The organism is Arthrobacter mangrovi (assembly GCF_026011795.1).
Taxonomy (GTDB): domain Bacteria; phylum Actinomycetota; class Actinomycetes; order Actinomycetales; family Micrococcaceae; genus Crystallibacter; species Crystallibacter mangrovi.
Genome location: NZ_BRVS01000002.1, coordinates 1 through 26,564, shown reverse-complemented (window position 1 = coordinate 26,564; position 26,564 = coordinate 1). Strand labels below are relative to the sequence as shown.

Sequence of the window (26,564 nt, the reverse complement as noted above, 5' to 3'; positions counted from 1 at the left end):
GGGGAGGCCCGGTCCGTCGGGCCGGGCCTCCCCGGTGTCCTGCGGGCCGGAGGCGGCGCAGCGTTAGTAGGTTTCGGCCGTTGCTAGCAGAGCGTCCGGCAGCCGGGCAGCGGCGGCCTGGTCGACCAGCCAAAGTGTCTCCTGCCGACCGCGGGCTCCCGCCGCGGGGACCTGCACGTCGTTGGCGCCGGCCAGCGCGAGGCCTGTCGCGCAGGCCTTGTCCTCGCCGGCCACGACGAGCCAGACCTCCTCGGCGGAGTTGATCACGGGGAGCGTCAGGCTTACCCGCTGCGGCGGAGGCTTGGGGGAGTCCTCGACGCCGATGGCCGCTCGGTCCAGCTCCCGGATCCCGGCCATGTCGGGGAAGAGCGAAGCGATGTGTCCGTCCGGACCCACACCCAGCAACAGCACGTCGAAACGCGGCAGCGGAAGGCCGTCCCCGCCGTCGTCAGCGTCCCGGCCCGCAGCCCGGCGCAGTTCCTGGGCGTAAGCCTCCGCCGCTTCGTGCGGGCTTCCGAAATCATCGGTGGAGCCGAATGCGTGCACGCGGTCCTCGTCAATGTCCAGCGAGTCGAGGAGGGCCTGCCGGGCCTGCAGTTCGTTGCGGTCCGGGCTGTCCTTGGCCACGAAGCGCTCGTCGCCCCACCAGAAGTCCACCCGTTGCCAGTCCACCTCGGTGCGTGAGGCATCCGTGGCCATGGCCCGCAAGGTGTTGATGCCCAGCGATCCGCCCGTCAGGACGACTGAGGCCTCGCCGTGCTGGTTCTGGGCCAGGGCCAGGCGCGCGATCAGCCGCCTGGCTACGGCCGAGGCCAGGATCTCGGCGTCTGGGTGGATGTGCAGGACCGGTTCAACGTTCACTGCGGCGTACGCTCCTTAGGTTGGTGCGGGGCAATCCTTCGGTCAGTACTTCGCCGAAAACCTCGTCCGGGTCCAGGCGGCGCAGTTCTTCGGCCAGGCACTCCTCGATGGAACGCCGCGGAAGGGTGATGCGCTGGACCGGCTGGTTCGGCTGGATCAGTTCGGCCACGCTCAAGCCCGGCCGAAGGATCCGGATGTCGCCGTCCACCCGGGTGATCCGGACGCCGCGGATTCCGGTGCCCGCGGCCTCCTCGACGATGGTGACGGGAGCATCGAGCGCCAGCGTGAGCCAGGCGGCCAGCAGGACGGTGCTGGGGGAGTCGGAGGCACCCTCCACGGCGACGGAGGTCACGGGGGAGTATTCGACCTGGTCGAGCACCGCGGCCAGCTGGATGCGCCAGTTGGTCAGCCGCGTCCAGGCCAGGTCCGTGTCCCCCGCGGCGTAGGTCCGGCGCAGCTGTTCGAGCGCGAGCTTTGGCTTCGGCTCGTGGGCGGAGTCGGTAATCCGTCGGTGGGCGATGCGGCCGATCGACGTGGCCGAGGCGTTCTCCGGCATGCCGTGCGGCCACCAGGCCACGATGGGCGCGTCCGGCAGCAGCAGCGCGGAGACGAGGGAGTCGCTTTCGCCCGCGAGTTCGCCATAGCCGTAGAGCACCACGACCTCGGAGGCGCCGGCGTCCCCGCCGACCCGGATCTGCGCGTCCAGCTTCGTTGGTTCCTCCGCGCCCGCGTCCACGAGCACGAGGATGCGGCAGGGGTGCTCGCGGCTGGCGGTGTTGGCCGCCTGAATTGCCACTTCCTCGTTGCCGGCCGTGGTGAGGACCACGAGCGTCAGCACCCGGCCCAGGGTGACCACGCCGCCCTGCTCCCGCATCGAAACGATCTCCTTCGAGACCTTGGAAGTGGTGGTGTCCAGCAAATCGACTATCAAGGCCTTCTCCAGGAACGTCCGTCGCGGGCGAGCAGGGCATCTGCCGACGCCGGGCCCCAGCTGCCCGGGGCGTAGGGCTCGGGCTTGTCGCCGCTGCGCGTCCAGTATTCCTCGAACGGATCGAGGATCTTCCAGGACAGCTCGACTTCCTCGTGGCGGGGGAACAGCGGCGGCTCGCCCAGCAGCACATCGAGGATCAGCCGCTCGTAGGCTTCGGGGCTGGACTCGGTGAAGGCGTGGCCGTAGCCGAAGTCCATCGAAACGTCGCGGACCTCCATCTGGGTGCCCGGCACCTTGGAGCCGAAGCGGATGGTCGCGCCCTCGTCCGGCTGGACGCGGATAACCACGGCATTCTGGCCGAAGTCCTCGTCCTTGTGGTCCCGGAAGAGCAGGTTTGGAGCGCGTTTAAGCACGACGGCGATTTCGGTCACCCGCCGGCCGAGGCGCTTGCCGGCCCGCAGGTAGAACGGGACGCCGGCCCAGCGCCGGGTGTGGATGTCCAGGCGCAGCGCGGCGAAGGTCTCGGTGGTGGACTCAGGGTTGAAGCCCTCCTCCTCCAGATAGCCCTTGACCTTCTCGCCGCCCTGCCACCCGCCGGTGTACTGGCCGCGGGCCGAGTGCGTCGAAAGGTCGTCGGGCAGCCTGACCGCGGCCAGGACCTTCTCCTTCTCGGCGCGCAGATCCTCCGCGTTGAAGGAGATCGGCTCCTCCATGGCGGTCAGCGCGAGCAGCTGGAGCAAATGGTTCTGGATGACGTCGCGGGCGGCCCCCACGCCGTCGTAATACCCCGCCCGGCCGCCGATGCCGATGTCCTCGGCCATGGTGATCTGCACATGGTCGACGTAGTTGGCGTTCCAGAGCGGTTCGAACATCTGGTTGGCGAAGCGCAGTGCCAGGATGTTCTGGACCGTCTCCTTGCCCAGATAGTGGTCGATCCGGAACACTGAGTCCGCCGGGAAAACCGACTCGACGATGCTGTTGAGTTCCCGCGCGGACTGCAGGTCATGCCCGAAGGGCTTTTCGATCACGACGCGCCGCCAAGTGCCGGCTTCGCCCTGGGCCAGGCCGTGGGCGGAGAGCTTCTCGCAGACCTGCTCGAAATCCTTCGGCGGGATCGACAGGTAGAACGCATGGTTTCCGCGCGTGCCGCGGGTCTGGTCGAGCTCGCCCACGACCTGCTTCAGCCGTGCGAAGGCCTCGTCGTCGCCGAATTCACCCTGGACGAACCGCATGCCGGCGCTCAGTTGTTCCCAGACATCGGCCTGGAACGGTGTCCGGGCGTACTGCTCGACGGCGGTCCGGACCTGGTCCGCGAATTCCTCGTCGCTCCAGGCGCGGCGGCCGAATCCCACCAGGGCGAAGCTCGGGGGGAGCAGGCCCCGGTTGGCCAGGTCGTACACCGCCGGCATGAGCTTCTTGCGCGCGAGGTCGCCGGTAACGCCGAAAAGCACCAGCGACGACGGCCCCGCGATCCGGTTCAGCCGCCGGTCGCGGGGGTCGCGCAGGGGGTTGCGCCGGTTGTTTGCCGAATTGACCATCAGCGCTTTCCGCCGGAGAGCGCCGAAACCGCCTGCAGCAACTGTGCCGTTCCGGCCTCGCGGTCCCGCAGGTGCAGGCGGAGCACCGGCCGGCCGTGGTCGGCCAGGACCTGCGCATCGCCGGCGGCCTGTGCCGCGATCAGTTCGCCGAAGGTAAACGGACGTTCGGGGATCGCGAGGTCCTCGGCCGCGTCCGCCGTGATCTGCAGGTAAACACCGACGGCGGGCCCGCCCTTGTGGAACTGCCCGGTCGAATGCAGGAAGCGGGGTCCCCAGCCGAAGGTGACAGGCCGCCGGGCTGCAGTTGCGAGTTCGGGGCGCAGGTTCTCCAGTTCGGCCTGGCCGAAGCGGTCCAGGTACGCCTGCACGCTCACGTAGCCGTTGGCGTCCAGGGTGGCCAGCAGGGCGCGGACGGCACCCTCCACCGTTTCGGCCCCGCCGAGCCAATCACCGTTCGCGCGGATCTCGACCGCGTGGTCGACGGCCAGCGGTGCCGGAGTCTTCGGCTGGGCGTCCAGCAGCCCCCGGGCGGCCTTCTTGGCCGCCTCGACGTCCGGCTGGTCGAAGGGATTGATGCCGAGCAGGCGTCCGGCCACCGCCGTCGCCGCTTCCCACAGCAGCAACTGGCTGCCGAGCGTTCCTGATACGGCCGCCTCATTCCCGCCCAGGTCCACCTCGGCCTCGGCGGAAACCAGGCGGATGACCAGCACGTCCGGGGCGTCGAAGGAGGCCTCCGGGGCGGACTCGCCGACGACCACGGGCAGCACTCCCGTGCCCAGCTTGCCGGTGGACTCGGCGATCAGCTGCTCCGCCCAGTCCGCGAATCCGACGATGCCGGAGGCCTCATCCAGCAGGACGATCTTGTCCCGCAGGGGATCGGTTCCGCCGAGGACGGCGCCGAGCGCCAGCGCGATGTTGTCCGGATCGTCATCGGCCAGGATCTCGGCCGCTTCCTCGGCGTCGTCCAGCAGCGTCTCGATGTCCACCCCGGCCAGCCCGGTGGGCACCAGGCCGAAGGCCGTCAGCGCGGAGTACCGGCCGCCGACGTTCGGGTCCGCGTTGAAGACCGCCCGGTACCCGGCCTCGCGGGCGCTGGCGTCCATGGGCGAGCCAGGGTCCGTGACGACGATGATCCGTGACGCCGCATCGAGTCCTGCCTCGGTGAAGGCCTGCTCGAAAATGCGCCGCTGCGAGTCCGTCTCGACGGTCGAGCCGGACTTGGAGGAGACGACCAGGGCTGTTTCGGCCAGCCGCTCGGCCAGCGCGGCGCGCACCTGCTGCGGGTCCGTACTGTCCAGCACGGTCAGTTCCACGCCGGCGGTGTTGCTGATGACCTCCGGCGCGAGCGACGAGCCGCCCATGCCGGCGAGGACGATACGGCTGACACCTTCGGCGCGCAGTTCGTCCCGCAGCCGCAGGATCTCGTCGACCAGCGGCCGCGAAACCCCTGCGGCGTCGACCCAGCCAAGCCGGATTTCCGCTTCCTGCTCGGCCTCGCGGCCCCAGAGTGTGTGGTCCTTGGCGGCCAGCCGCGAGGCGACCTTGTCTTCCACCAGGACGGGAACGTGCTGCTCAATGGCCGCGCGGGCAGCGCCGGAGGCCTGGATCGACAATGCCCCCACGGTTACTCCTGCCCCGCCTCGTCCAGCGCGGTCCGGACGGTCTGGAGGAGCTCGGACCAGCTGGCCACGAACTTCTCGAGTCCTTCTTCTTCGAGGAGGTCCACGACTTCCTTGTACGAGATGCCTTGCGCATCCACGGCGTCCAGCACGCGGTTCGCTTCCTCGTAAGTGCCCGCGATGGTGTTGCCCTTGACCTCGCCGTGGTCGACGACGGCCTCGAGCGTCTTGTCCGGCATGGTGTTCACGATTCCCTCGGCCACCAGCTCCGTGACGTACATGGTGTCCGGGTAGGCCGGGTTCTTCACGCCGGTGGACGCCCACAGCGGCCGCTGCGGGCGGGCGCCGGCTTCAGCCAGCAGCTGCCAGCGCTCACTGGAGAAGAGCTCTTCGTAGACCTGGTAGGCGAGCCGCGCGTTGGCGATGCCGGATTTGCCCATCAGGGCCTTGGCCTCGTCGCTGCCGTTGGCTTCCAGGCGCTTGTCGATTTCCGTGTCCACGCGGGAAACGAAGAAGGAGGCGACCGAGTGGATGTGGGCCAGCTTGTGGCCGTTCTCCTTGGCCTGCTCGAGCCCGAGCATGAAGGCGTTGATGACCTCGCGGTAGCGTTCAAGCGAGAAGATCAACGTGACGTTGACGCTGATCCCCGCGGCCAGGGTCGTGGTGATGGCTTCCAGCCCCTCCACCGTCGCCGGGATCTTGATGAACACGTTGCTCCGGTTGACCTTGGCGTGCAGCTTGCGCGCCTCGTCGATGGTTCCGGCGGTATCCCTCGCCAGCCGGGGATCGACTTCGATGGACACGCGTCCGTCCACTCCGCCGGTCTGCTTGGCGAGGCCCGAGAAGATGTCGCAGGCCTCGGAGACATCGTCGGTGGTGATCGCGAAGACCGCGGCGTCGACGTCGACCTGTTCCTCGGCCAGCTCGGCGACCTGCGCGGCGTAGGACTCACCGTTCTTGAGCGCGGCGGCGAAGATGGACGGGTTCGTCGTCACGCCCACGACGTTCTTCTCGGCGATCAGGTTCCGGAGCTCGCCGGTGGTGATCAGCTCGCGGGAGAGGTCGTCAAGCCAGATCGAGACTCCGGCGTCGGACAGGGCCTGGGTGTTCTTGTTGGACATGCGGGGCTCCTTAGGAAGTTGCCTGGGCAATGGAATCACGGGCGGCCGCGGTGACGGCCTCCGCCGTGATTCCGAACTCACGGAACAGCGTCTTGTAGTCGGCCGAGGCACCGAAATGCTCCAGGCTGACGCAGCGGCCGGCGTCGCCGACGAGGCGGTGCCAGCTCTGGGCTACCCCGGCCTCGACCGAGACACGGGCGCGGACGGCCGGGGGCAGGACGGATTCGCGGTACTCGGCATCCTGTCGGTCGAACCACTCGAGGCACGGCACCGAGACGACGCGGGCGGCGATTCCCTCGCCCTGCAGTGTTTCCCGGGCCTCCACCGCGAGCTGCACCTCGGAGCCCGTTGCGAGCAGGATGACGTCCGGCTGGACGGCCTGGCCGTCCTTCTCGGCCTCGGCCAGGACGTAGGCGCCCCGCGCCACATTGTCCGCCGAGGCGAAACCGCCGTCGCCGCGGTCGAACACCGGCAGGTTCTGGCGCGTCAGGACGATGCCGGCAGGATTCTTGTGGTTCTCGAGCATCACCTTCCAGGCCTCAGCCACCTCGTTGGCGTCTGCGGGGCGGACGACGTCGAGGCCCGGGATGGCGCGAAGGCTCGCCAGCTGCTCGACCGGCTGGTGGGTCGGACCGTCCTCGCCGAGGCCGATCGAATCGTGCGTCCAGACATAGATCGACGGAACGCCCATCAGGGCGCCGAGGCGGATGGCCGGCCGCTGGTAGTCGCTGAAGATCAGGAACGTGCCGGAGAAGGCGCGGGTCTTCGAGCTGAGCACAATGCCGTTGACGATTGCGGCGGCGGCGTGCTCGCGGATGCCGAAGTGCAGGACTCGGCCGTAGGGGTTGCCGGACCAGGCGTCAGTCTGCCTCGACTCCGGAATGAACGAGGGGGCGCTTTCGATCGTGGTGTTGTTGGACTCGGCCAGGTCCGCCGATCCGCCCCACAGCTCCGGAAGCACCGGTCCGATGGCGTTGAGGACCTTTCCGGACGCGGCCCGGGTCGAGACATCCTTCTCCGTGCCGAACACAGGGAGCGACTCCGCCCAGTCCTGCGGCAGTTCGAACTTTTCGACCCGGTCCAGCAGCGCTGCGGCGTCCGGGTTGGATTCGCGCCACCGGGCATAGGAATTCTCCCATTCGGCCCGGGCTTCCTTGCCGCGGGCGGCCACCTGCCGGGCGTGCTCCAGCACGTCCGCGTCCACATGGAAGCGCTGCTCCGGGTCGAACCCCAGGACCTCCTTGACGCCGGCCACCTCTTCGGCGCCGAGCGCGGAACCGTGGATCTTGCCGGTGTTCTGCTTCTTCGGCGCGGGCCATCCGATGATGGTCCGCAGCGAAATGATGGACGGACGCGACGTTTCCGCCTTGGCAGCCTTCAGCGCGTTGAACAGCTCCTCGACATCCTCTTTGTACTCGCCCGTGCGGGTCCAGTCCACGCGCTGGGTGTGCCAGCCGTAGGCCTCGTAGCGCCGCAGGACGTCCTCGGTGAACGAGATGTCAGTGTCGTCTTCGATCGAGATGTGGTTCTCGTCGTACAGCACCACCAGGTTGCCCAGCTCCTGGTGCCCGGCCAGCGAAGAGGCCTCGGCGGTTACGCCCTCCTGCAGGTCGCCGTCGGACGCGATGACCCAGATGGTGTGGTCGAACGGGCTCTCGCCCGCTTCGGCCTCCGGGTCGTACAGGCCGCGGGTGCGGCGCTGCGCGTAGGCGAAACCGACGGCGGAGGCAAGACCCTGTCCCAGCGGACCGGTGGTGATTTCGACGCCGGGCGTGTGGCCGTATTCCGGGTGCCCGGGAGTCAGGGAATCCCACGTGCGCAACCGGCGAAGGTCCTCGATCTCCAGCCCGTAGCCCGACAGGAACAGCTGGATGTAGAGGGTCAGCGACGTATGGCCGGGGGAGAGGATGAAGCGGTCGCGGCCGACCCACTGGGGATCCGACGGGTCATGGCGCATCAGCTTCTGGAAGAGGAGATAGGCGGCAGGCGCCAGGCTCATGGCCGTGCCGGGATGTCCGTTCCCGACCTTTTCGACGGCGTCGGCGGCCAGGACACGCACCGTGTCCACCGCGCGCTGGTCCAGATCGGTCCAGGACAGTTCTTCCGAATGTGGCACTGGGGGGTCCCTCTCTCGTCGTGAGTCTGACAGGCGCTAAATGGCCCCGAAACTGCCTCTCGGCAGGCACAAGTCCACCTTAGCGCCTTGCGGCCCGCTGCAAGCAGGATGCGGAGGCCTGCGACCGGTAATAGTGGGACACACATCTTCGGGGAGATTTCTACAGGTCATAGAGGATATGATGGAGGGGCACCTTGGCTCCGGTGCGCCCTCACGGGCCCGGGCCGGTGCTAGGCCCGGCAAGGGCCGCACTGAGTCCCGTTCATCCCAGCAGAACTGTGTGGTTTTTCCTTGAAGATCCTGAGCGCTCCGGAACAGGTAGCTGACGCACCCGTCAAGACCGGCTTCGGACGTAAAGTCAAGGCCTACGTAGCGCTCACCAAACCGCGCGTGATGGAACTCCTGCTGGTCACCACGCTGCCCACCATGATCTTCGCTGCCGGCGGGTTCCCGAGCCTTGGCCTCATTGCAGCCACCATGATCGGCGGCGCCCTCGCGGCCGGGTCGGCCGGGTCCTTCAACTGCTACATCGACCGGGACATGGACAAGCTCATGCACCGGACGGAAAACCGGCCCCTGGTCACGGGCGAGGTTACGCCCCGCGAGGCGCTGGTCTTTTCCTGGGCACTGGGGATCCTGTCCATCCTGATCCTCTGGTTCGGGGCGAACCCGCTCGCCGGCATGCTGGGCGTGGGCGCCATCTTCTTCTACGTCGTCATCTACACGCTGATCCTCAAGCGCCGCACCGCGCAGAACATCGTGTGGGGCGGTGCCGCGGGCTGTTTCCCGGTGCTGATCGCCTGGGCGGCCGTCACCGAGACCGTCGCGTGGCCGGCGATCATCCTGTTCATGGTGATCTTCCTCTGGACGCCGCCGCATTACTGGCCGCTGTCGATGAAGTACAGCGACGACTACAACGCCGCCAACGTGCCGATGCTCGGGGCCATCGCCAGCGCGCGGCAGGTCTCGGTCCAGGTGGTCCTCTACGCCTGGGCGACGCTGGCCTGCTCCCTGCTGCTCGCGCCCGTCGGCGGGGCGGGCTGGATCTACACCATCGCCGCCCTGCTCAGCGGCGGGTATTTCGTGTACGAGTCCCACCGGCTGTACAACCTCGCCAAGCGCGGCACCGAGACCCCGGCGGAGACCAACAGGAGCGCCATGCGCGTCTTCCACGGCTCCATCAGCTACCTGACGGTGCTCTTCCTCGCGCTGGCTGTCGACCCGTTCGTAGGCGGCCCGGTCTTTGCCGGCTTCTAGCCGAAAGGCCCCGTCCCGGCCCCTCGCGCCGGCGGCGGAAACGGTTTCCAGCCTGCAATAGGAAGCTCACTTACTTTTCTTGGTATGATGTGCGTCATATTTGGGAACCGGTGCCGCCTGCATGCCGAGGCGGCCTGCGCCCAGGAACCTGCCCCTCTCGTAAAGGAGGCGTACGGTGGCCCGCATCCAGCTGTTGGGCACCGGCGGCACTATTGCCTCGCGCAGCCACGGCTCAGGGGGAGCTGTCGCTACCGATACGTCGTCGGCCCTGGTTCCCGCCCCTCACCGCGATGTCACGGTTAGCGCACGCGATGTCCTGACCACAGGCAGCTACAGGCTGGACCTGGCCGACCTGCGAAGGATAGCCGAGGCTGTCGAGCAGGCCGTTTCCGACCCAGGTACCGATGGCGTGGTGGTCACCCACGGTACCGACACTCTTGAGGAAACGACCTTCCTGCTCGACCTGCTGCACGCGTCCGCGAAGCCCGTTGTCGTCACGGGTGCGCAGCGCACCGCAGACAGTCCGGACACGGACGGCCCGCGCAACGTCGCGGAAGCGGTGAGGGCGGCGGCCGACGAGCACTTGCGGGGGGCCGGAGCGCTCATCAGTTTCAATGGAACCGTCCGTTCCGCCCGCGGCGCCCGCAAGGTCCACACCACCGCGGACAGTCCGTTCGGCGGCGGCACCGAGGTAGCCCACATGGCAGGCGGAAGGCTCGTGGTCACGGCGATGCCCCGCCGGTGCCCGGCCCTGCCACCGCTTACTGCCGCGTTTGATGACACCCGGGTGGAAATCGTCACCGCATACCCGGGCGCGACACCGGCCCTGCTGGACCACGCCGTGCAGCTCGGGAGCCACGCCGTGGTTCTGGCCGGTACCGGAGTCGGCAACGCGGGACCGGGGTTCGCCGAAGCTGTCAAGCAGGCGACAGACCGCGGCTGCATTGTCGTGCTCAGCACCCGGGCGACATGGGGGCCGGTGGTCCCCACCTACGGCAACGGCGGCGGCATCGATTTGGTTGCGGCAGGTGCCGTCCCTTCACTGGACCTCAACCCTTTCCAGGCACGGATCCTCGCCGCCGTCCTTCTCTCCCAAGGCACGCCGCCGGAAGAATTCCCCGGAGTCTTCGACGCCTACCTCTAAGTAAATCCACCGCCAGTAGAGGAGACACCAATGTCCAAGAAGATCTACGTCTCGGTCGGCATCGACGTCGACGCCGTCGGCGGCTGGCTCGGCTCGTACGGCGGAGAGGACTCCCCGGGGGACATCTCCCGCGGCCTGTTCGCCGGTGAGGTCGGCGTGCCCCGCCTGCTTCAGCTCGCCCAGCGCAGGGAGATGCCGGTGACCTGGTTCTGGCCGGGCCACTCGGTCGAATCCTTTCCGGAGCAGTTCGACGCCGTCGTGGCCGCCGGCCACGAAATCGGGGTGCACGGGTACAGCCACGAAAACCCCATCGCAATGACAAGGAAGCAGGAGACCGAAGTCCTTGACTACTGCACTAGCCTCATCGAGCAGCGGTCCGGACGCAAGCCGGTAGGCTACGTGGCTCCCTGGTGGGAGTTTTCTCCGGTGACCAACGAGATCCTGCTTGAGCGCGGGTTCCTCTACGACCATTCCCTCATGCACGACGACTTCACCCCCTACTACGTGCGGGTCGGCGACAGCTGGACCAAGATCGACTACGGCGCCGAGTCCGCCCGGGAGTGGATGAAGCCGCTGGTCCGGGGCCGGGAGACCGACCTCATCGAGATCCCGGCCTCGTGGTACCTCGACGACCTGCCGCCGATGATGTTCATCAAGTCCAGTCCCAACAGCCACGGCTTCGTCAGCCCCCGGGACATCGAGCAGCTTTGGAAGGACCAGTTCGACTGGGTCCACCGCGAGATGGACTACGCCGTCTTTCCCATCACTATCCATCCCGATGTGTCCGGCAAGCCGCAGAACCTGCTCATGCTTGAACGGCTGTTCGACCACATCCAGCAGCACGACGGCGTCGAGTTCGCCGTCATGGAAGACCTCGCCCGGGACTTCGCGGCGCGCCACCCCCGCCAGGACACGTGAAGGTCCTGGCGCCAACGAAAGCAACAGCCATGTCAACGCCAAATCTCCCCCACGGCCGCTCCGTTGAGCCGTGGAACGTCAAGATCACCAAGAAGACGATCACCCACGTCTCGATTGTCTGCTTCATTGCCTGGGTGGCGTCGGTCTATGACTACACGCTCTTCGGCACCCTGCTGCCCGTCATCGCCGAGGATTTCGGCTGGACAACCGCCCAATCCACTGCGATCAACACCTTCGCCACGATCGGCGTCTTCATCGTCTCCCTGCTCGTGGGCACGATTCTCGACCGGATGGGCCGCAAGAAAGCCCTCATAGTCCTCATGCTCGGCGGGGCACTGGCTTCCGGCCTGACCGGACTTGCGGTCGGGGCCGTAAGCCTCGTCATCATCCGTTCCTTCACCGGTTTCTCAATGTCAGAGGAAGTCGTCAACGCGGTCTATTTGAACGAGATTTACAAAGAGGCCAAGAGCCGCGGCCTGATGTACTCCCTCGTACAGGGCGGCTGGCCGGTCGGCGCGCTGATTTCGGCAGGCCTTTCGGCCCTGCTGCTCCCGCTCATCGGCTGGCGCTGGACCTTCGTGGTGGCCGCCGTCCTGTCCCTGGTCGTGGTGGCGCTGGCCCTCCGGCTGCCGGAATCACCCACCTTCGCCGCCATGCAGGAAGTCAAACGCCGGCGCGCCGGCGGCGACGTCGAAGGCGCCCACCGGCTCGCCGCCGAACACGACCTCGAGGAGGCCGCGCACCATGCCACCGGTGTCAAGGATGTCTTCACCCCGCAGCTGCGCCGCCACACCACCCTGCTGGCCCTCTCCTGGTTCTTCAACTGGATCTCCATCATGGTCTTCTCGGTCCTCGGCACCACCATCCTGGTCGACGCCAAGGGAGTCTCCTTCGACAACGCGCTGGTTATCCTGGTCCTGGCCAATGCCGTGGGGTTCGTTGGCTACGTCTTCCACGGCTGGCTCGGGGACAAAATCACCCGGAAACGCACGGTCGTCCTCGGCTGGCTTGCGGGCGGCATCGTCAGCCTGGTCATGCTGCTGGGCCCGGGCATCCCGGCAGTCATCATCCCCCTGTACGCGCTGACGCTCTTCTTCCTCACCGGCCCCTATGCGGCGCTCCTGTTCTACATGGGCGAGTCCTTCCCCGCCCACGTGCGCGGCATGGGCACCAACGTGGCCCACGTGATGGCACCCGTCGGCGGCATCGCCGGCTCCGGCCTGCTCAGCATCCTGCTCGCCGCGGGCGTCGGGACGGGCTGGGCGGCAATCATCACCGGGACGGGCGGGCTGTTCATCTCCGCACTGTGCATGGCCGGGACACGCACCATCCACGACGCCCATCAGAAGACGACGGTGATCGCATGACCTCCGGCGGCGCCAACCGCGACCACGGCAAAGGGCGGGCCGGCCGCCTGGACCGCGACGACGGACTGGAGGGCAAGGTCGCTGTCATCTCCGGCGGCGGCAGCGGAATCGGCCGGGCACTGGCCGTAGCTTACGCCCGTGCCGGTGCCCACAGCGTGATCGGATACCTGCCTTCGGATCCCCACGACGCAACCGATACCGTTCGCGCCGTGGAGGAAGCCGGAGGCCAGTGCCTGGCCGTTCCCATGGACGTGCGCCGTTTCGAGGACACGGAGCACCTCGCGCAGGCCGCGCTCGATGAGTTCGAGCGGTTAGACATCTCGGTAGCCGCCGCCGGTATCCTGCGCCGCGCGGCCCTGGCCGAGATGACCGATCAGGCCTGGGACGACATGATGTCCGTCGACCTCTCGGGCGTACTGCGCGTCTTCCGCTCCTGCAGCGCGCGGATGGACCGCGGCGGGGCGATGGTGGCCACCTCGTCGATCGCCGGCGGCGTCTATGGCTGGGAAGAGCACAGCCACTACGCCGCGGCGAAGGCCGGGCTGCTCGGCCTGTGCCGTTCGCTGGCGGTGGAGCTGGCACCGCGGCGGATCCGGGTCAACGCCATCATCCCGGGCCTCATCGAGAGCCCGCAATCCCTGGATCCGGTCAATTCGCTGGGGCGGGCCGGCCTCGACGCCGCCGGCAACATCATCCCCTGGGGCCGCGTGGGCAACGTCGACGAAGCCGCCCGCGCGATCCGCTTCCTGACCAGCGACGACTCTGCCTACGTCACCGGACAGCAGCTCACGGTCGACGGCGGACTGACCGTCCGCTGGCCAAGCTGAATTTCGAAAAGGACTTGCGATGGGACGACAGCTCGAAGGCAAGGTCGCGGCCATTACCGGCGGAGGCAGCGGAATCGGTGCAGCCATCGCGCTGCTCTTCGCCCAGGAGGGCGCCGATGTCGCGGTGCTCGACCGGGACGAACGGAACGCCTCGGCGGTCGCGGAGGAAGCCGGTGCCTTCGCCGGCCGTACCGCGGCCCTCACTGTGGACGTCACCGACGGCGAGGCCGTGAGGAACGCGATGGACGATGTCGCCGACCGGTTCGGCGGCATCGACATCCTGGTCAGCGCCGCCGGCATCCTCGACGAAACGCCGCTGCTGGAAATGAGCGAAGCGACGTTCGACAGGACCCTCGCCGTGGACCTGAAGGGCGTGTTCCTTGCTGCGCGCTGGGCTGCGCCGCACATGGTGGAGCGCGGCGGCGGAAGGATCATCAACATCGCGTCCCAGCTGGGGCTCAAGGGCGGGGTCGGTTTGACGCACTACGTGGCTGCCAAAGCCGGAGTGATCGGCATGACCAAGGCCATGGCACTGGAGCTGGCTGCGCACAAGATCCTGGTCAATGCGATAGCGCCGGGGCCGATCTTTACTCCGCTGATCGACGGACTCTCTGAAGAGTGGAAGGCGTCCAAGCAGGCAGAGCTGCCCATCGGCCGCTTCGGACAGGCACGCGAGGTGGCGCCCACCGCCCTGCTGCTGGCGTCTTCGCCCGGTGGAGATCTGTACACCGGGCAGACCCTGGGGCCTAACAGCGGTGACGTGATGCCGTAGCCCCGCCGGCACCTCTCCGCCGCCGGGCGACGCTGCGGGGCGGGCGGTTTCGTTAGTGCCGGAGGGCCGCCGGCTGCCGGGTGACGCCTACGTAGACGACGTGGGCGCAGGCGGCGGCGAGCAGCGACGCCCCGAGCATGTGCAGACCCACCAGCAGGATGGGGAGGCCGGTGAAGTGCTGCCAGTAGCCGATGACAGCCTGCAGCGCGACCACGGCGGCGAAAAGCAGCAGCGGGCGGCGCAGCGGGACGAAGCGGGGGTTGCGGTAGGCCATCACCAGCAGCACCACGGTGGTGGCGACGAGCAGGTACACGGGCAGGACGTGGACGCGGGTGATCAGGTCCGGATGGAGATTGTTGCGCGGGGCCATCGCGTCCCCGGCATGGGGGCCGGATCCGGTCACCATGACGCCGAGGAGGATCGCCAGCCCGCTCAGGACGGCGAGGGCCCACAGCAATTGGCGCACGGTCGACGTCGTGAACCGCTGCACCACGGTGGAGGCGCGCTCGTTGTCCAGCCACGCGCGGTGGACCAGCAGGGTGGCCAGGGTGACCATGGACATCGAGACGACGAAATGGCATCCGACGACCCACGGGTTCAGGTGCGTCCAGACGGTGATCCCGCCGATCACGGCCTGCGCGGGAATGCCGGCCAGGAGCGCGATGGACAGCCGGAAGAGGTCCTTCCGCTGCTTTGCCATCCGCCAGACCGAGACCAGCATCGCGAAGGCGATTGCCACTAGCACGAAGGTCAGCAGCCGGTTGCCGAATTCGATGGCGCCGTGGATGCCCATTTCCGCGGTGGCATGCAGGGACTCAGGGGTGCACTTGGGCCAGGTCGGGCAGCCGAGGCCGGAGGAGGTCAGCCGGACGGCGCCGCCCGTCACCACGATGAGGATTTCCGAGACCAGCGACGCCACGGCCAGGGACCGGACGGTCTTGTTGGGTTCCAGCGGAAGCCGCTGCGGCAGTCCGCCGGTCTCCCGTCGCTGGGCGTGTGGTGTTCCGGTCATAGTGTCAGCTCCATTTGAACCAGCGGATGGCTGCCAGGCTGGCCACGACGGTCCAAACCAGCAGAACAATTGAGGCGGTGAGGTTGAATTCGGCCTGCATGAGCGCGCTGCGCAGCGCGTCGCCCAGGGCGGTGGAAGGCAGCAGGTGGGCCGCCGGCTCGTACACGTCCGGCCAGCTGGCGATCGGGAACAGGATGCCGCCGGCGGCCGCCAGCAGCACCCACAGCAGGTTGGTGATGGCAAGTGTCGCTTCGGGCCGCACCGTGCCCGCAATCAGCAGGCCGAGGGAGGTGAATGCGCCGGCGCCGAGCACCAGCTGCACGAGCGCGGGGGCGATGCCGGCCGGCGCCGGGTGCCAGCCCAGCAGCAGCGCCACGGTGGAGATCACCACGGTCTGGATGGCCAGCACCGTGAGGACCGCGATGACCTTGCCGAGGATCAGCCCGCTTTGGCCGAGGGGAGTGGTGGACAGGAAGCGCAGGACGCCGTAGCGGCGGTCGAAGCCGGTGGCGATGCCCTGGCCGGTGAGCCCGGTAGACACGGCGCACAGGGCCAGCACGCCCGGCGCCGCCATGTCGATCCGGCTGTCGGTGAACTCGTCGAGCAGGGGTGTGATGGAGAGGCCGACCAGCGCCATCAGCGGCAGGATCACCGCGATGAGCAGCTGTTCGCCGTTGCGCAGCATGGCCACCGTCTCGTAGCGGCCCTGCAGCAGGACACGGCGCAGCAGCGGGGCGGGGGCGTTCACCGCAGCTCCTTTCCGGAAATGTCGAGGAAGACGTCTTCCAGTGAACGCGGCGCCATGTGGATCGCCGCCGGCATCACGCCGTGCGCGGCCCAGAACTGCGCCAGCCGCACCAGATGCTCCGGCGCCAGTGCCCCGGTCACGGTGTAGCGTCCGGGCACGGCCTCGTGCACTTCGAGGGGCAGGGCCCGCAGTTCGGCCAGGTCCAGCCCGGGGCGGGCGTCGAACGTCAGGAGGCGTTCGACGCCGGCGCTTTCGTCCGTGGCCTTCGTCAGTTCCGCGACGGTTCCGTGGGCGACTGTCTTGCCGGCGTCGATAATGAAGACGTAGTCCGCCAGGCGCTGCGCGTCGTCCATAAGGTGCGTGGTGAGGATGATGCCCAGTCCCTCGGCACGCAGCTCCTGGATCAGGTCGAAGACCACTGCGCGGGACTGCGGGTCGAGGCCGGCGCTGGGCTCGTCCAGGAACAGGACTTCGGGGTCTCCGACCAGCGCCGCGGCGAGGGCGACCCGCTGTTTTTGGCCGCCGGAGAGGCGGCGGATCGGGGTGTTGGAGAAGTGGTGGATGCCCAGCCGCTCGACGAGGTCGTCGACGCTGCGCGGCCTGCTGTACATGCCGGCCACGTGGCGCAGCAGCGGAACGGGCCGGATGGCCTGGGGCAGGCCGCCTTCCTGCAGCATGACTCCGACGCGGCTGCGCAGGCCGGCTCCGGCTTCGAAAGGATCCTTGCCGAGGAGCCGGACGCTGCCGCCGTTGGGCCGGGTCAGGCCCTGGGCACACTCGAGCGTGGTCGTCTTGCCGGCCCCGTTGGCACCGAGCAGCGCGGTAACCTGGCCCGGGAAGGCGCGCAGGTGCACGCCGTCGATTACGCGGACCATCTTGCCGTCCAGCGCCGCGACCGGCCCAAGATCTTTGACGAGCCCCTGGATGTCGAGGCAGGGATCGGAATGAGGCACCAGAACATTCTACGCGACGTAGAGGCACCCGCCGCGGCCTTTCCGGCCCGCGCTAAGGGGCGCCTTACTGGAGGGCGGGAAGAGATTAAGTCATGATTGTGTTGTGTATTCCATGACCAACCCTCCCTCTTCGCGCGCCCAGGCGGCGGAAACCGAGGAGCGCACGCGGGACAAGGTCCTGCACGCCGTTTTGGAGCACGGCCCGGTCAGCGCCGCTGAGCTGGGCGAGATCCTGGGCTTCACGCCCGCGGCGGTCCGGCGGCACCTGGATGCGCTCTCACGCGCCGGCCTGATCGAGATCAAGCTGGTCACCAACTCGGCCACCGGGGCAGGGCGTCCCGCCCGCCGCTATGTGCTCAGCCGGCAGGGCCAGTCGAAGCTCGGCGATGACTACCTGGTGATCGCCCGCGACGCCCTCAACGCGCTGTCCGAGGCGGCCGGCGAGGAAGCCGTGGCGGCCTTCGCCCGGCGGCGCTACGCCGACATGGAACAACGCTACCGCCCCGTCGTCGAGGCGGCAGGGCCGGAGATCGAGGCGAAGGCCGAGGCGCTGGCCAAGGCCTTGAGCGAAGACGGCTTCGTCGGCTCGACCACCGTGGTTGGCCAGAAGTCGCCGCACAGCACCATGCTGGCAGTGCAGCTGTGCCAGGGGCACTGCCCGATCCAGCAGCTCGCGGCGGAGTTCCCCGCTTTCTGCGACAGCGAAACCGAAGTTTTTGCCCGACTGCTCGGAGTGGATGTGCGCCGCCTGTCCACCCTCTCGAGCGGGGGCCACGTCTGTACGACCCACATTCCCGTGGGGCGAACAAGGTCTGCGGTTCGGAATTCCGAGCCGGCGCCAGGCACCAGAAGAGTATCCATCAATCTGCAGGAGAGGCCGTAATGACGGACCAAGTGGATCAGGGCGTGAAGGATGCCGTCGGCAACACCGATGTCTCCGACACCACCATTTCCGAGATCCTTGAGAAGAACCCCGAGCTGCATGGCATCGGGAACTACGCGTTCGGTTGGGCGGATAAGAACGATGCGGGCGCCAACGCGCGCCGCGGCCTGAACGAGGAAGTCGTCCGGGATATTTCGGCTAAGAAGAACGAGCCGGAATGGATGCTGGATCTCCGCCTCAAGGGCCTGAAGTACTTCGACCGCAAGCCCATGCCGACGTGGGGTGCGGACCTCTCCGGGATCGACTTCGACAACATCAAGTACTTCGTCCGCTCGACGGAGAAGCAGGCCGCCTCGTGGGAGGACCTGCCCGAGGACATCCGGAACACCTACGAGAAGCTCGGCATCCCCGAGGCCGAGCGGAGCCGCCTCGTTTCCGGCGTCGCCGCCCAGTACGAGTCAGAGGTGGTCTACCACCAGATCCGCGAGGACCTGGAAGCCCAGGGCGTCATCTTCCTGGACACCGACACCGCACTCAAGGAACACCCGGAGATCTTCGAGGAATACTTCGGCTCCGTGATCCCGGTGGGCGACAACAAGTTCGCCTCCCTGAACACTGCCGTGTGGTCCGGCGGCTCCTTCGTGTACGTCCCGAAGGGCGTCCACGTCGAGATCCCGCTGCAGGCCTACTTCCGCATCAACACGGAGAACATGGGCCAGTTCGAGCGCACGCTCATCATCGCGGACGAGGATTCGTACGTCCATTACATCGAAGGCTGCACCGCGCCGATCTACACCTCGGACTCGCTGCACTCGGCCGTCGTCGAAATCGTCGTGAAGAAGGGCGCCCGCGTCCGCTACACGACGATCCAGAACTGGTCGAACAACGTCTACAACCTGGTGACCAAGCGCGCCGTCGCCCATGAAGGCGCGACCATGGAGTGGGTCGACGGCAACATCGGCTCCAAGGTCACCATGAAGTACCCGGCCGTGTACCTGACCGGCGAGCACGCCAAGGGCGAGACCCTTTCCATCGCGTTCGCAGGCGCAGGCCAGCACCAGGACACCGGGTCCAAGATGGTCCACATCGCCCCGAACACCTCCAGCTCCATCGTTTCCAAGTCGGTGGCGCGCGGCGGCGGGCGGGCTGCGTACCGCGGCCTCGTCCAGGTCCGGGAGAACGCGAAGAACTCCAAGAACAGCGTGGTGTGCGACGCCCTGCTGGTGGACACGATCTCGCGCTCCGACACCTACCCCTACATCGACGTCCGGCAGGACGACGTGACCATGGGGCATGAGGCGACGGTTTCCCGCGTCAGCGAAGAGCAGCTCTTCTACCTGATGTCCCGCGGCATGCCCGAGGACGAGGCCATGGCCATGATCGTGCGCGGGTTCGTCGAACCCATCGCCCGCGAGCTGCCGATGGAATACGCACTCGAGCTCAACCGCCTGATCGAACTGCAGATGGAAGGATCCGTAGGTTAATGACTGAGACCACTGAGAAAGCACGCATCGGTGCTCCGGCCATCGACGGGTTCTCCGAGGAAGGCGAGGACCTCTCGCCGGTCAACGCCGGCCAGGGGCCGCTCGCCGGTGCCAGCACCAAGGGCCACAGCCACGGCGGCGGCGTCGGCGTTCCGGACAGCTCCCGCGCCGGACGCCGCACCTCCTACCAGCTGGCCGATTTCCCGCAGCTGACCGGGCGCGAGGAGGATTGGCGGTTCACCCCGCTGAAGCGCCTCCGCGGCCTGCACACGGAGGCACTCACGGGTGCCGCCCCGACCGTGACCGTCACCGGTCCGGAAGGCAGTGAAGCCCCGTCCGCCGTGAAGGTGGAGACCGTGGACCGCAGCGACGCCCGCATCGGCAGCGCCGGCATTCCCGAGGACCGGGTGTCCGCGGCAGCCTGGGAGGCCTTCACCGAGGCCACCGTGCTGACCATTCCGGCCGAAACGGAACTGGAGACCGGCGTCGTCGTCGCGATTGAAGGCACGGGCACCGAGGCTTCGGCCCAGCACCTGGTGATCGTCGCCGAGCGCTTCTCCAAGGCCGTCGTCGTCCTCGACCACAAGGGCACCACAACGGTGTCGCAGAACGTCGAGATCGACGTCCGCGACGGCGCCGAGCTCACCGTGGTCTCCGTCCAGGAATGGAACGACGACGCCGTGCACGCCTCGTCGCAGCAGGCCAAGATCGGCCGCGATGCGAAGTTCAAGCACGTGGCCGTCAGCCTCGGCGGCGACCTGGTCCGCGTGACTCCGTCGGCGCGGTTCAGCCAGCCGGGCGGCGACGTCGAGCTCTTCGGCCTCTACTTCGCCGACGCTGGGCAGCACCTGGAGCAGCGGCTGTTCGTCGACCACGCGGTGCCGAACTGCAAGTCGCGCGTGCTGTACAAGGGCGCGCTGCAGGGCGAGGCCGCGCACACCGTCTGGGTGGGCGACGTCCTGATCCGCAAGGAGGCCGAGGGCACCGACAGCTACGAGGCCAACCGCAACCTGGTCCTGACGGACGGCGCACGCGCCGACTCCGTGCCGAACCTGGAGATCGAGACCGGCCTGATCGAGGGTGCCGGCCATGCCAGCACCACCGGACGGTTCGACGACGAGCACCTGTTCTACCTGATGGCCCGCGGCATCCCCGAGGATGAAGCCCGCCGCCTGGTGGTCCGCGGCTTCCTCAACGAAATCATCCAGCAGATCCGGGTTCCGGAGCTGGAGGAGCGGCTGACCGAGGCCGTCGAGCGGGAACTGGCGGCAGGGAACCTCTGATGGCGGAAACACCGCGGGGAAAGCTCGTCTGCAAGGCTTCCGAAGTGCAGGTCAAGCAGGCGCTGCGCATCCTGATCGACGATTATCCGGTGGCGGTCGTGCGCGATTCCGACGGCGAACTCCATGCGCTGGGGGACACGTGCTCGCACGAGGACTACTCGCTCTCGGAAGGCGACGTCGAGGACTGCACGATCGAATGCTGGGGCCACGGTTCCCAGTTCGACCTGCGCAGCGGCCAGCCCCTGAGCCTGCCGGCGTATGACCCCGTCCCGGTGTTTGCGCTGACGGTCGACGGCGACGACGTGTACGTCGACGTCGCGACCGTCATCAACGGAGCCGGCGCTCCGGACTTGCACTAAGAATTTCAACAACTTCACGAAGCGGCCGTCTGGCGATAACGGCGACCGCACAGGAGAAAGCAGAGAATATGTCGACTCTGGACATCAAGGACCTCCACGTCAGCATCGAGACTGAGCAGGGCAAGAAGGAAATCCTCAAGGGCGTTTCCCTCACCATCAACACCGGCGAGATCCACGCGATCATGGGCCCGAACGGCTCCGGCAAGTCCACGCTGGCTTCCACCATCGCAGGCCACCCCCGCTACACCGTGGACTCCGGCTCCATCACCCTGGACGGCGAGGACGTCCTGGAGATGAGCGTGGACGAGCGCGCCCGTGCCGGCCTCTTCCTCGCCATGCAGTACCCGGTCGAGGTCCCCGGCGTGACGATGACCAACTTCCTGCGCACCGCCAAGACCGCCCTGGACGGCGAGGCTCCGAAGCTGCGCACCTGGACCAAGGACGTCAAGGAAGCGATGAGCCAGCTGCGCATCGACGCGGACTTCGCCCAGCGCAACGTCAACGAGGGCTTCTCCGGCGGCGAGAAGAAGCGCGTCGAGATCCTGCAGCTCGAGCTCTTCAAGCCGAAGTTCGCCATCATGGACGAAACCGACTCCGGCCTCGACGTCGACGCCCTCAAGGTCGTCTCCGAAGGCCACAACCGGGTCCACGAGGCCGGCGGCCTGGGCACCCTGCTCATCACCCACTACACGCGGATCCTGCGCTACATCAAGCCCGACTTTGTGCACGTCTTCGTCGACGGCAAGATCGCCGAAGAGGGCGGCCCCGAACTCGCGGACCGGCTGGAAGAGGAAGGCTACGACCGCTTCCTGCCTACCGCTGCAAAGGCCTGATCATGACCGAAACCAACGCTTCCCGCACCTCGCTGGAGGACGTCGAAGAGGCCCTGAAGGACGTCATCGACCCCGAACTCGGCGTCAATGTCGTTGACCTCGGGCTTCTGTACGGCCTCAAGTACGCCGAGGATGGCGCGCTGCTGATCGACATGACGCTCACCACCGCGGCCTGCCCGCTGACGGACGTCATCGAAGAGCAGACCGGCAAGGCGCTTGACGGCGTCGTCGACGAATGGCGCCTGAACTGGGTCTGGATGCCGCCGTGGGGTCCGGAGAAAATCACGGACGACGGCCGCGACCAGATGCGTGCCCTCGGTTTCAACATCTAGCTGCCCTAACATCCAGCTGCCCTGTGCGGCTGCTGTGGTTGCCGGTCCCGGCCAGGGGCCGGCAACCACTGCTTTAACCGCCCGTGCCGCCCGCCGCCGTCGTAATTGGCGCTAGCATCGAGGCATGGCAGAACCAACCCTTGCCGGCCCGGCCGCCGGACGTTACAACGAGGAAACCGCGGCGCGCCTGTTCCACGGCGCAACGGCCCTGATGGCGGTCCTCGGGCTGGTCCTGCAGATCATGGCCACCGGGGAATCGCCGGCGCAGGCGGTGGCCCCGGCCCACACCTGGTGGAACTTCCTCGCGTCGGCCAGCCTCCACCTCAACGCCCTCGTCTTCATCGTCTCGCTCAGCCTCCTCATGGAGCCCGCCCGCGCCGGGGGACCCGTCTGGCGCGCGGTCCGCGTTATCACGCTGGCCGGGACATCGCTGCTGCTCCTGCTCCAGTTCACGCCCTTCCGCGGCGTGCCGGCCTTTGCCGCCCTGAACCCCACGGCGGTCTTCGCGGACCGGCTCCTGCACTACGCGGTGCCCATCATGGTCATTGTCGGCTGGCTGATCTTCGGGCCGCGGCCCAGGATCACGCCGCTGCGGGTCCTCTGGTCCCTCGTGTATCCCGCCGCATGGCTCCTCGGTACGCTGATCCGCGGCGCGGCCACGTCCTGGTATCCCTACCCGCTGCTCGACGTAGGCCTGGCAGGCATCGGTCCGGTCCTGGTCAACAGCGTGCTGGTCCTGCTGCTCTGGCTCGGCGCGGGATTCGTCTTCCTGGCGCTCGACCTCGCGATGGGCCGCGAGCCGGATGGCTACCTGCCCGGCTTCGGCGATGAGGCGCGGGCAGAGGTGGAGGACCGCAACCTCTAGGGCCGGTCCAGATTGGCGGCGTTGAAGGTGTCGCAGGCGCCCGGATCCCGGCTTTCGTAGCCCTGCGAGAACCATGCCTGGCGCTGCTCGCTGGAGCCGTGGGTCCAGGTGTGCGGGTTGACCTGCCCGCTGCTGGCCGACTGGATCCGGTCATCGCCGACGGCAGAGGCCGCGGAGAGCGCGTCGCTCAGGTCCTGGCTGGTCAGGGGCTGCATGAACGGCTCGCCCGTAGCCGGATCCATCTGCTCGGTGGCGTTGCCCGCCCAGACTCCCGCGTAGCAGTCTGCCTGCAGCTCCACGCGGACGGCCCCGGAGCCCTGGCCCTGCGGGTCCTGCTGCGAGTAGTCCAGAACCCCGGTCAGGTTCTGGATGTGGTGCCCGAACTCGTGGGCCACAACGTATTCCTCGGCCAGCGGTCCCTCGGCGGCGCCGAGCTGGTCCGTGAGCTGGTCGAAGAAGCCGACATCGAAGTAGGCGGTGGAATCCCGCGGACAGTAGAACGGTCCGACGGCGCTGGTGGCGCTGCCGCAGCCGGTGCTGACCTGTCCGTCGAACAGCACGGCAGCGGGAACCGGATACTGCAGGTTGTAGCGGGGGAGCGCCTCGCCCCAATAGCGGTTGAGGCTGTTGACCGTGGCGACAACCCGGCAATCGCGCCGCGCATTCGCATCGGCCCCGGTCTCGCATTCCTGCCTGAGTTCCTGGCCGTCGGTGGCCACCTGCTCCGACGTCGGGGCGGCGCCGGTGAGGCTCTGCAGCAGCTCGGGCGGGACGCCGAGCAGGCTGGCAATCAGCAGGATCAGCCCTCCGCCGCCGATGGCAATCTTCCCGCCCATGCCGCCGCGCCGGTCCGAAACCTGGGACGTGTCAAGCCGCGAGCCCTGATTGAAACTCATGCGCTAACAATAGCGTCCGGTCCCGTCCGGCGGGTCAGTCCATGGCCTTTTCGCCGAGCCCACGCGCGGCCAGGGCGTCGCCGGTCTGCCGGGCGTACGCCACGGCGCCGATCAGGACCGGCTGCACGATGGCCCGCGGCGACGTCCCGAGGCCCCGGGCCCGCGCCGCGTCCCGGACATCGTGCAGGGAGCCGAGCAGGAACGGGATGCTGCGCAGCATCAGCCCGATGGTCAGCGCGAAGCGCTCGGGGTCCGCACCGAAACGCCGCAGCGGCGTGACCGCCGCGACCAGGCCGTCCAGCAGCCGCTGGACCTCCGTGGTGGACGTCAACAGGTTGGCGGCGTAGATGCACGCGAGGAGCCCGGCCGCGACGCCCAGCGCTGCGGGGAGCGAGTCAACCCACCAGCGGTACCCGAGCACCACCAGCAGGAACAGCCACATGCTGCGCAGCGGCGCCACCAGCCGGCGGGCGGGCAGGCCCGCCGCCAGGTGGACCATAACGACGGCGGCAAGCACCACGGCGCGCGGCCTCGGTCCGGGGAGGGCCAGCACGGCCACCCCTGCGGCCACGAGGAGTCCGAACTTCAGCGCGAGCGGTGCCCGGTGGAGCCAGCTGCTGCCGGGTACGTAGGCGCTGACCAAATGGGCGTGGCCGCGCATTCAGCCGCTCCCCGCGACGTGGGCGCTCAGCTCACGGTAGAAGGACACGGCGGCCGCCGGCTCGCCGTCGTACACGATCCGGCCTTGGTCCACCACCAGGGTGCGGACGCTGTCCTGTGCAAGCTCCAGGTCATGGGTTGCGGTGACCAGCTGCTGTGGCAGCGCGGCGAGCCGGCGGCGCAGCAGCATTGTGTTGCGCAGGTCCAGCAGCGTGGAGGGCTCATCCAGCACGAGCACAGCGGGGTCGACGGCGAGCACGCTGGCCAACGCCGCGAGCTGGCGTTCTCCACCGGAGAGCTGGTAGATGCTCTGGTCCGCCAAGTGCGCAAGCCCGAAGTCCTCGAGCAGCGACAAGGCGGCAGCGCGCCGCTCGGTCCGTTTGCGGTACTTCCGGCGCAGGGACAACTCGGCGTCTTCCAGCGGGGTCGGCATGACCAGCTGGGACAGCGGGTCCGTGAAAACGAAGGCCACCCGGCGCCGGACGGCGGCCCCGTCCGAGGCGGTGCCGAGGCCGTCCACGTCCACGGCTCCTTCGTCCGGGACCACGAGCCCGTTGATGAGCTTCAGCAGCGTCGACTTTCCGGAGCCGTTGGCCCCGATCACGCTGATCCGGTCCTCCGTCAGCTCCAGTTCTGGCACGCTCAGGATGGGCGCGGCCGGCGTCTCGCCCGCCCTGTCGCCCAGCACCCGCACGCTCCGGAACCGGATCATGCTCAACGCTTCCGGCGCAGCAGGTCGGGGAAGGCCTTGTGCAGGCTCAGGGCGATCGCGGCCGCCACGGCGTTCTTGGCGAGGTCGCCGGGGATGAAGGGAAGGTCGGCTACGAGCGCCGCCGGCAGCGCCAGCTGGCCGTTGAGCATCATGCCGGCCACGCCCATGGCATGGGTCAGCAGCGTGCCGGCGGTTGCGGCCAGGAAGAGCAGCACCGTGGTCACGGTGCCAACCTTGGAGCTTCGACGGAGGATGATGCCGGCGAGGAAACCGACCAGGGCCGCGGTGAAGGGGAAGGACAGCAGGTAGCCGGCCGAGCCCGCTGCCAGCACGCCGAGTCCGCCCTGGAAGCCGGCGAAGATGGGCAGCCCGACCAGGCCGAGCAGGACGTACAGTCCGACGGCCGCCGCGGCACGCGAGGCGCCCAGGACCAGGCCCGCCAGGGCCACGATCATGGTCTGCAGGGTGATCGGCACGCCGAGGATATTGCCGGCCGGGATGGGCGGTACGGCGACCGAGGCGGCCGTGAGGGCGGCGAAAACGGCGATCAGCGCGAGGTCGGTGCCGGTCCAGGAGCGGCGACCCTTGCCGACGGCGGGCGGTGCCGGGATGGACACCGGATCCGGCGCCGCCGTTCCGGGCCGTGCCGGTCCTGACTCTGCCGAAGGGGAGTGCCGGATGTCTTCCGAAGCGGGCATGGTGGGATTCCTTCTGTCGATCCGGCACAAACGGCCGGTGATTCACACAGACAATAGCCCCTGCAGGCCCGCGGGGTCTTGTAGGTTTCCGACTAAGACCAGGGGGCCCGTAGAATGGATGGGGCCCATTCCGGCCCCCATCCCCATCGAGAGGTCCCATCTGTGATTACCGTCAGCGAACTTGAGCTGCGAGCCGGAGCGCGTTTGCTCATGGAGGCGGTGTCCTTCCGGGTGGACAAGGGGGACAAGATCGGGCTGGTCGGCCGCAACGGTGCCGGCAAGACCACCCTGACGAGGGTGCTGGCGGGCGAGGGCATTCCGGCCGCCGGCCAGGTGACCCGCAACGGCGAAGTCGGCTACCTGCCGCAGGATCCG

27 protein-coding genes are annotated in these 26,564 nt (G+C 68.0%); 14 read left to right on the top strand and 13 right to left on the bottom strand.

What is annotated here, in order from left to right:
- Positions 1-63: 63 nt before the first annotated feature.
- Genes pgl through tkt form a run of 6 tightly spaced genes read right to left on the bottom strand, consistent with a single transcriptional unit; the run spans position 64 to position 8,186 of the window.
- Positions 64-861, bottom strand: a complete 798-nt coding sequence (pgl, locus tag AHIS1636_RS02300) for a 6-phosphogluconolactonase (protein ID WP_264794206.1) — start codon at positions 859-861, stop codon at positions 64-66.
- Positions 851-1,792 carry a glucose-6-phosphate dehydrogenase assembly protein OpcA gene (locus tag AHIS1636_RS02295; RefSeq protein WP_264794205.1) on the bottom strand — a complete coding sequence of 314 codons (942 nt, stop codon included), beginning with the start codon at positions 1,790-1,792 and terminating at the stop codon, positions 851-853. Before AHIS1636_RS02295 ends, pgl begins: the two co-directional genes overlap by 11 nt.
- Positions 1,789-3,330, bottom strand: a complete 1,542-nt coding sequence (gene zwf / locus AHIS1636_RS02290) for a glucose-6-phosphate dehydrogenase (protein WP_264794204.1) — start codon at positions 3,328-3,330, stop codon at positions 1,789-1,791. The genes AHIS1636_RS02295 and zwf overlap by 4 nt, the downstream gene beginning before the upstream one ends.
- The gene (locus AHIS1636_RS02285; RefSeq protein WP_264794203.1) at positions 3,330-4,952 is read right to left on the bottom strand and encodes a phosphoglucose isomerase-related protein; all 1,623 of its coding nucleotides are present in this window, start codon (positions 4,950-4,952) and stop codon (positions 3,330-3,332) included. Before AHIS1636_RS02285 ends, zwf begins: the two co-directional genes overlap by 1 nt.
- Positions 4,953-4,954: 2 nt before the next feature.
- On the bottom strand, positions 4,955-6,070 hold the full coding sequence (gene tal, locus AHIS1636_RS02280) for a transaldolase (RefSeq protein ID WP_264794202.1): 1,116 nt from the start codon (positions 6,068-6,070) through the stop codon (positions 4,955-4,957).
- Between the two features lie 10 nt (positions 6,071-6,080).
- Positions 6,081-8,186, bottom strand: coding sequence for a transketolase (tkt, locus tag AHIS1636_RS02275; protein ID WP_264794201.1), 2,106 nt, complete (start codon positions 8,184-8,186; stop codon positions 6,081-6,083).
- 291 nt (positions 8,187-8,477) lie between these two features.
- Here tkt and AHIS1636_RS02270 point away from each other — a divergent pair, with 291 nt between their 5' ends.
- The 6 genes from AHIS1636_RS02270 (at position 8,478) to AHIS1636_RS02245 (ending at position 14,471) form a co-directional block, all read left to right on the top strand.
- A complete protein-coding gene (locus tag AHIS1636_RS02270; protein WP_264794200.1) occupies positions 8,478-9,443 on the top strand; it encodes a heme o synthase in 966 nt (321 codons plus the stop codon).
- Positions 9,444-9,618: 175 nt separating this feature from the next.
- Positions 9,619-10,587, top strand: coding sequence for an asparaginase (locus AHIS1636_RS02265; protein WP_264794199.1), 969 nt, complete (start codon positions 9,619-9,621; stop codon positions 10,585-10,587).
- A 30-nt stretch (positions 10,588-10,617) separates the two neighbouring features.
- Complete coding sequence (locus AHIS1636_RS02260) at positions 10,618-11,505, top strand: polysaccharide deacetylase family protein (protein ID WP_264794198.1); 888 nt, start codon at positions 10,618-10,620, stop codon at positions 11,503-11,505.
- Between the two features lie 29 nt (positions 11,506-11,534).
- Positions 11,535-12,872, top strand: a complete 1,338-nt coding sequence (locus tag AHIS1636_RS02255) for an MFS transporter (RefSeq protein ID WP_264794197.1) — start codon at positions 11,535-11,537, stop codon at positions 12,870-12,872.
- 47 nt (positions 12,873-12,919) lie between these two features.
- Positions 12,920-13,699 carry an SDR family NAD(P)-dependent oxidoreductase gene (locus tag AHIS1636_RS02250; protein ID WP_264794383.1) on the top strand — a complete coding sequence of 260 codons (780 nt, stop codon included), beginning with the start codon at positions 12,920-12,922 and terminating at the stop codon, positions 13,697-13,699.
- Between the two features lie 19 nt (positions 13,700-13,718).
- Positions 13,719-14,471 carry an SDR family oxidoreductase gene (locus tag AHIS1636_RS02245; RefSeq protein WP_264794196.1) on the top strand — a complete coding sequence of 251 codons (753 nt, stop codon included), beginning with the start codon at positions 13,719-13,721 and terminating at the stop codon, positions 14,469-14,471.
- Between the two features lie 52 nt (positions 14,472-14,523).
- Here the strand turns inward: AHIS1636_RS02245 and AHIS1636_RS02240 are convergent, their stop codons facing one another.
- The 3 genes from AHIS1636_RS02240 to AHIS1636_RS02230 are packed head-to-tail and all read right to left on the bottom strand — an operon-like array spanning position 14,524 to position 17,184.
- Entirely contained in the window at positions 14,524-15,483 is a 960-nt protein-coding gene (locus AHIS1636_RS02240; RefSeq protein WP_264794195.1) for a COX15/CtaA family protein, read from the bottom strand.
- A 4-nt stretch (positions 15,484-15,487) separates the two neighbouring features.
- Entirely contained in the window at positions 15,488-16,231 is a 744-nt protein-coding gene (locus tag AHIS1636_RS02235) for an ABC transporter permease (RefSeq protein WP_264794194.1), read from the bottom strand.
- Positions 16,228-17,184 carry an ABC transporter ATP-binding protein gene (locus AHIS1636_RS02230; RefSeq protein ID WP_264794193.1) on the bottom strand — a complete coding sequence of 319 codons (957 nt, stop codon included), beginning with the start codon at positions 17,182-17,184 and terminating at the stop codon, positions 16,228-16,230. Before AHIS1636_RS02230 ends, AHIS1636_RS02235 begins: the two co-directional genes overlap by 4 nt.
- Before the next feature lie 103 nt (positions 17,185-17,287).
- Between AHIS1636_RS02230 and AHIS1636_RS02225 the strand changes: the two genes are divergently transcribed.
- The 7 genes from AHIS1636_RS02225 to AHIS1636_RS02195 all read left to right on the top strand — a co-directional run bounded on the left by AHIS1636_RS02225 (position 17,288) and on the right by AHIS1636_RS02195 (position 23,223).
- Positions 17,288-18,067, top strand: a complete 780-nt coding sequence (locus AHIS1636_RS02225) for a helix-turn-helix transcriptional regulator (protein WP_264794192.1) — start codon at positions 17,288-17,290, stop codon at positions 18,065-18,067.
- Positions 18,067-19,551, top strand: a complete 1,485-nt coding sequence (gene sufB / locus AHIS1636_RS02220) for a Fe-S cluster assembly protein SufB (protein WP_264794191.1) — start codon at positions 18,067-18,069, stop codon at positions 19,549-19,551. The genes AHIS1636_RS02225 and sufB overlap by 1 nt, the downstream gene beginning before the upstream one ends.
- The gene (gene sufD, locus AHIS1636_RS02215; protein ID WP_264794190.1) at positions 19,551-20,834 is read left to right on the top strand and encodes a Fe-S cluster assembly protein SufD; all 1,284 of its coding nucleotides are present in this window, start codon (positions 19,551-19,553) and stop codon (positions 20,832-20,834) included. Before sufB ends, sufD begins: the two co-directional genes overlap by 1 nt.
- Complete coding sequence (locus AHIS1636_RS02210; protein WP_264794189.1) at positions 20,834-21,193, top strand: non-heme iron oxygenase ferredoxin subunit; 360 nt, start codon at positions 20,834-20,836, stop codon at positions 21,191-21,193. Before sufD ends, AHIS1636_RS02210 begins: the two co-directional genes overlap by 1 nt.
- Before the next feature lie 68 nt (positions 21,194-21,261).
- Positions 21,262-22,026, top strand: coding sequence for a Fe-S cluster assembly ATPase SufC (gene sufC, locus AHIS1636_RS02205; protein WP_264794188.1), 765 nt, complete (start codon positions 21,262-21,264; stop codon positions 22,024-22,026).
- 2 nt (positions 22,027-22,028) lie between these two features.
- Positions 22,029-22,358: a metal-sulfur cluster assembly factor gene (locus AHIS1636_RS02200; protein WP_262104433.1), complete on the top strand. Its 330-nt coding sequence runs from the start codon at positions 22,029-22,031 to the stop codon at positions 22,356-22,358.
- A 124-nt stretch (positions 22,359-22,482) separates the two neighbouring features.
- Complete coding sequence (locus tag AHIS1636_RS02195; protein WP_264794187.1) at positions 22,483-23,223, top strand: Pr6Pr family membrane protein; 741 nt, start codon at positions 22,483-22,485, stop codon at positions 23,221-23,223.
- On the opposite strand, the gene ypfJ is transcribed toward AHIS1636_RS02195, so the two are convergent.
- From ypfJ to AHIS1636_RS02175, 4 genes are read right to left on the bottom strand one after another with little or no spacing between them, the layout of a single operon-like run.
- A complete protein-coding gene (gene ypfJ / locus AHIS1636_RS02190) occupies positions 23,220-24,119 on the bottom strand; it encodes a KPN_02809 family neutral zinc metallopeptidase (protein WP_264794186.1) in 900 nt (299 codons plus the stop codon). The genes AHIS1636_RS02195 and ypfJ overlap by 4 nt on opposite strands.
- A 34-nt stretch (positions 24,120-24,153) precedes the next feature.
- Positions 24,154-24,780: an energy-coupling factor transporter transmembrane component T family protein gene (locus AHIS1636_RS02185; protein ID WP_264794185.1), complete on the bottom strand. Its 627-nt coding sequence runs from the start codon at positions 24,778-24,780 to the stop codon at positions 24,154-24,156.
- Complete coding sequence (locus AHIS1636_RS02180) at positions 24,781-25,491, bottom strand: energy-coupling factor ABC transporter ATP-binding protein (RefSeq protein ID WP_264794184.1); 711 nt, start codon at positions 25,489-25,491, stop codon at positions 24,781-24,783.
- A 2-nt stretch (positions 25,492-25,493) separates the two neighbouring features.
- Positions 25,494-26,189 carry a biotin transporter BioY gene (locus AHIS1636_RS02175; RefSeq protein WP_264794183.1) on the bottom strand — a complete coding sequence of 232 codons (696 nt, stop codon included), beginning with the start codon at positions 26,187-26,189 and terminating at the stop codon, positions 25,494-25,496.
- 162 nt (positions 26,190-26,351) lie between these two features.
- On the opposite strand from AHIS1636_RS02175, the gene AHIS1636_RS02170 reads away from it, so the two are divergent.
- A partial coding sequence (locus tag AHIS1636_RS02170) for an ATP-binding cassette domain-containing protein (RefSeq protein WP_264794182.1) occupies positions 26,352-26,564 on the top strand: 213 nt, incomplete at its 3' end.

Excerpts from the sequence above, each read along its gene's own strand:
- zwf (WP_264794204.1), bottom strand. The coding sequence starts at position 3,330 with ATGGTCAATTCGGCAAACAACCGGCGCAACCCCCTGCGCGACCCCCGC.
- tal (WP_264794202.1), bottom strand. The coding sequence starts at position 6,070 with ATGTCCAACAAGAACACCCAGGCCCTGTCCGACGCCGGAGTCTCGATC.
- AHIS1636_RS02260 (WP_264794198.1), top strand. The coding sequence starts at position 10,618 with ATGTCCAAGAAGATCTACGTCTCGGTCGGCATCGACGTCGACGCCGTC.
- AHIS1636_RS02255 (WP_264794197.1), top strand. The coding sequence starts at position 11,535 with ATGTCAACGCCAAATCTCCCCCACGGCCGCTCCGTTGAGCCGTGGAAC.
- AHIS1636_RS02245 (WP_264794196.1), top strand. The coding sequence starts at position 13,719 with ATGGGACGACAGCTCGAAGGCAAGGTCGCGGCCATTACCGGCGGAGGC.
- AHIS1636_RS02240 (WP_264794195.1), bottom strand. The coding sequence starts at position 15,483 with ATGACCGGAACACCACACGCCCAGCGACGGGAGACCGGCGGACTGCCG.
- sufB (WP_264794191.1), top strand. The coding sequence starts at position 18,067 with ATGACGGACCAAGTGGATCAGGGCGTGAAGGATGCCGTCGGCAACACC.
- sufD (WP_264794190.1), top strand. The coding sequence starts at position 19,551 with ATGACTGAGACCACTGAGAAAGCACGCATCGGTGCTCCGGCCATCGAC.
- AHIS1636_RS02210 (WP_264794189.1), top strand. The coding sequence starts at position 20,834 with ATGGCGGAAACACCGCGGGGAAAGCTCGTCTGCAAGGCTTCCGAAGTG.
- sufC (WP_264794188.1), top strand. The coding sequence starts at position 21,262 with ATGTCGACTCTGGACATCAAGGACCTCCACGTCAGCATCGAGACTGAG.
- AHIS1636_RS02200 (WP_262104433.1), top strand. The coding sequence starts at position 22,029 with ATGACCGAAACCAACGCTTCCCGCACCTCGCTGGAGGACGTCGAAGAG.
- AHIS1636_RS02195 (WP_264794187.1), top strand. The coding sequence starts at position 22,483 with ATGGCAGAACCAACCCTTGCCGGCCCGGCCGCCGGACGTTACAACGAG.
- ypfJ (WP_264794186.1), bottom strand. The coding sequence starts at position 24,119 with ATGAGTTTCAATCAGGGCTCGCGGCTTGACACGTCCCAGGTTTCGGAC.
- AHIS1636_RS02185 (WP_264794185.1), bottom strand. The coding sequence starts at position 24,780 with ATGCGCGGCCACGCCCATTTGGTCAGCGCCTACGTACCCGGCAGCAGC.
- AHIS1636_RS02180 (WP_264794184.1), bottom strand. The coding sequence starts at position 25,491 with ATGATCCGGTTCCGGAGCGTGCGGGTGCTGGGCGACAGGGCGGGCGAG.
- AHIS1636_RS02175 (WP_264794183.1), bottom strand. The coding sequence starts at position 26,189 with ATGCCCGCTTCGGAAGACATCCGGCACTCCCCTTCGGCAGAGTCAGGA.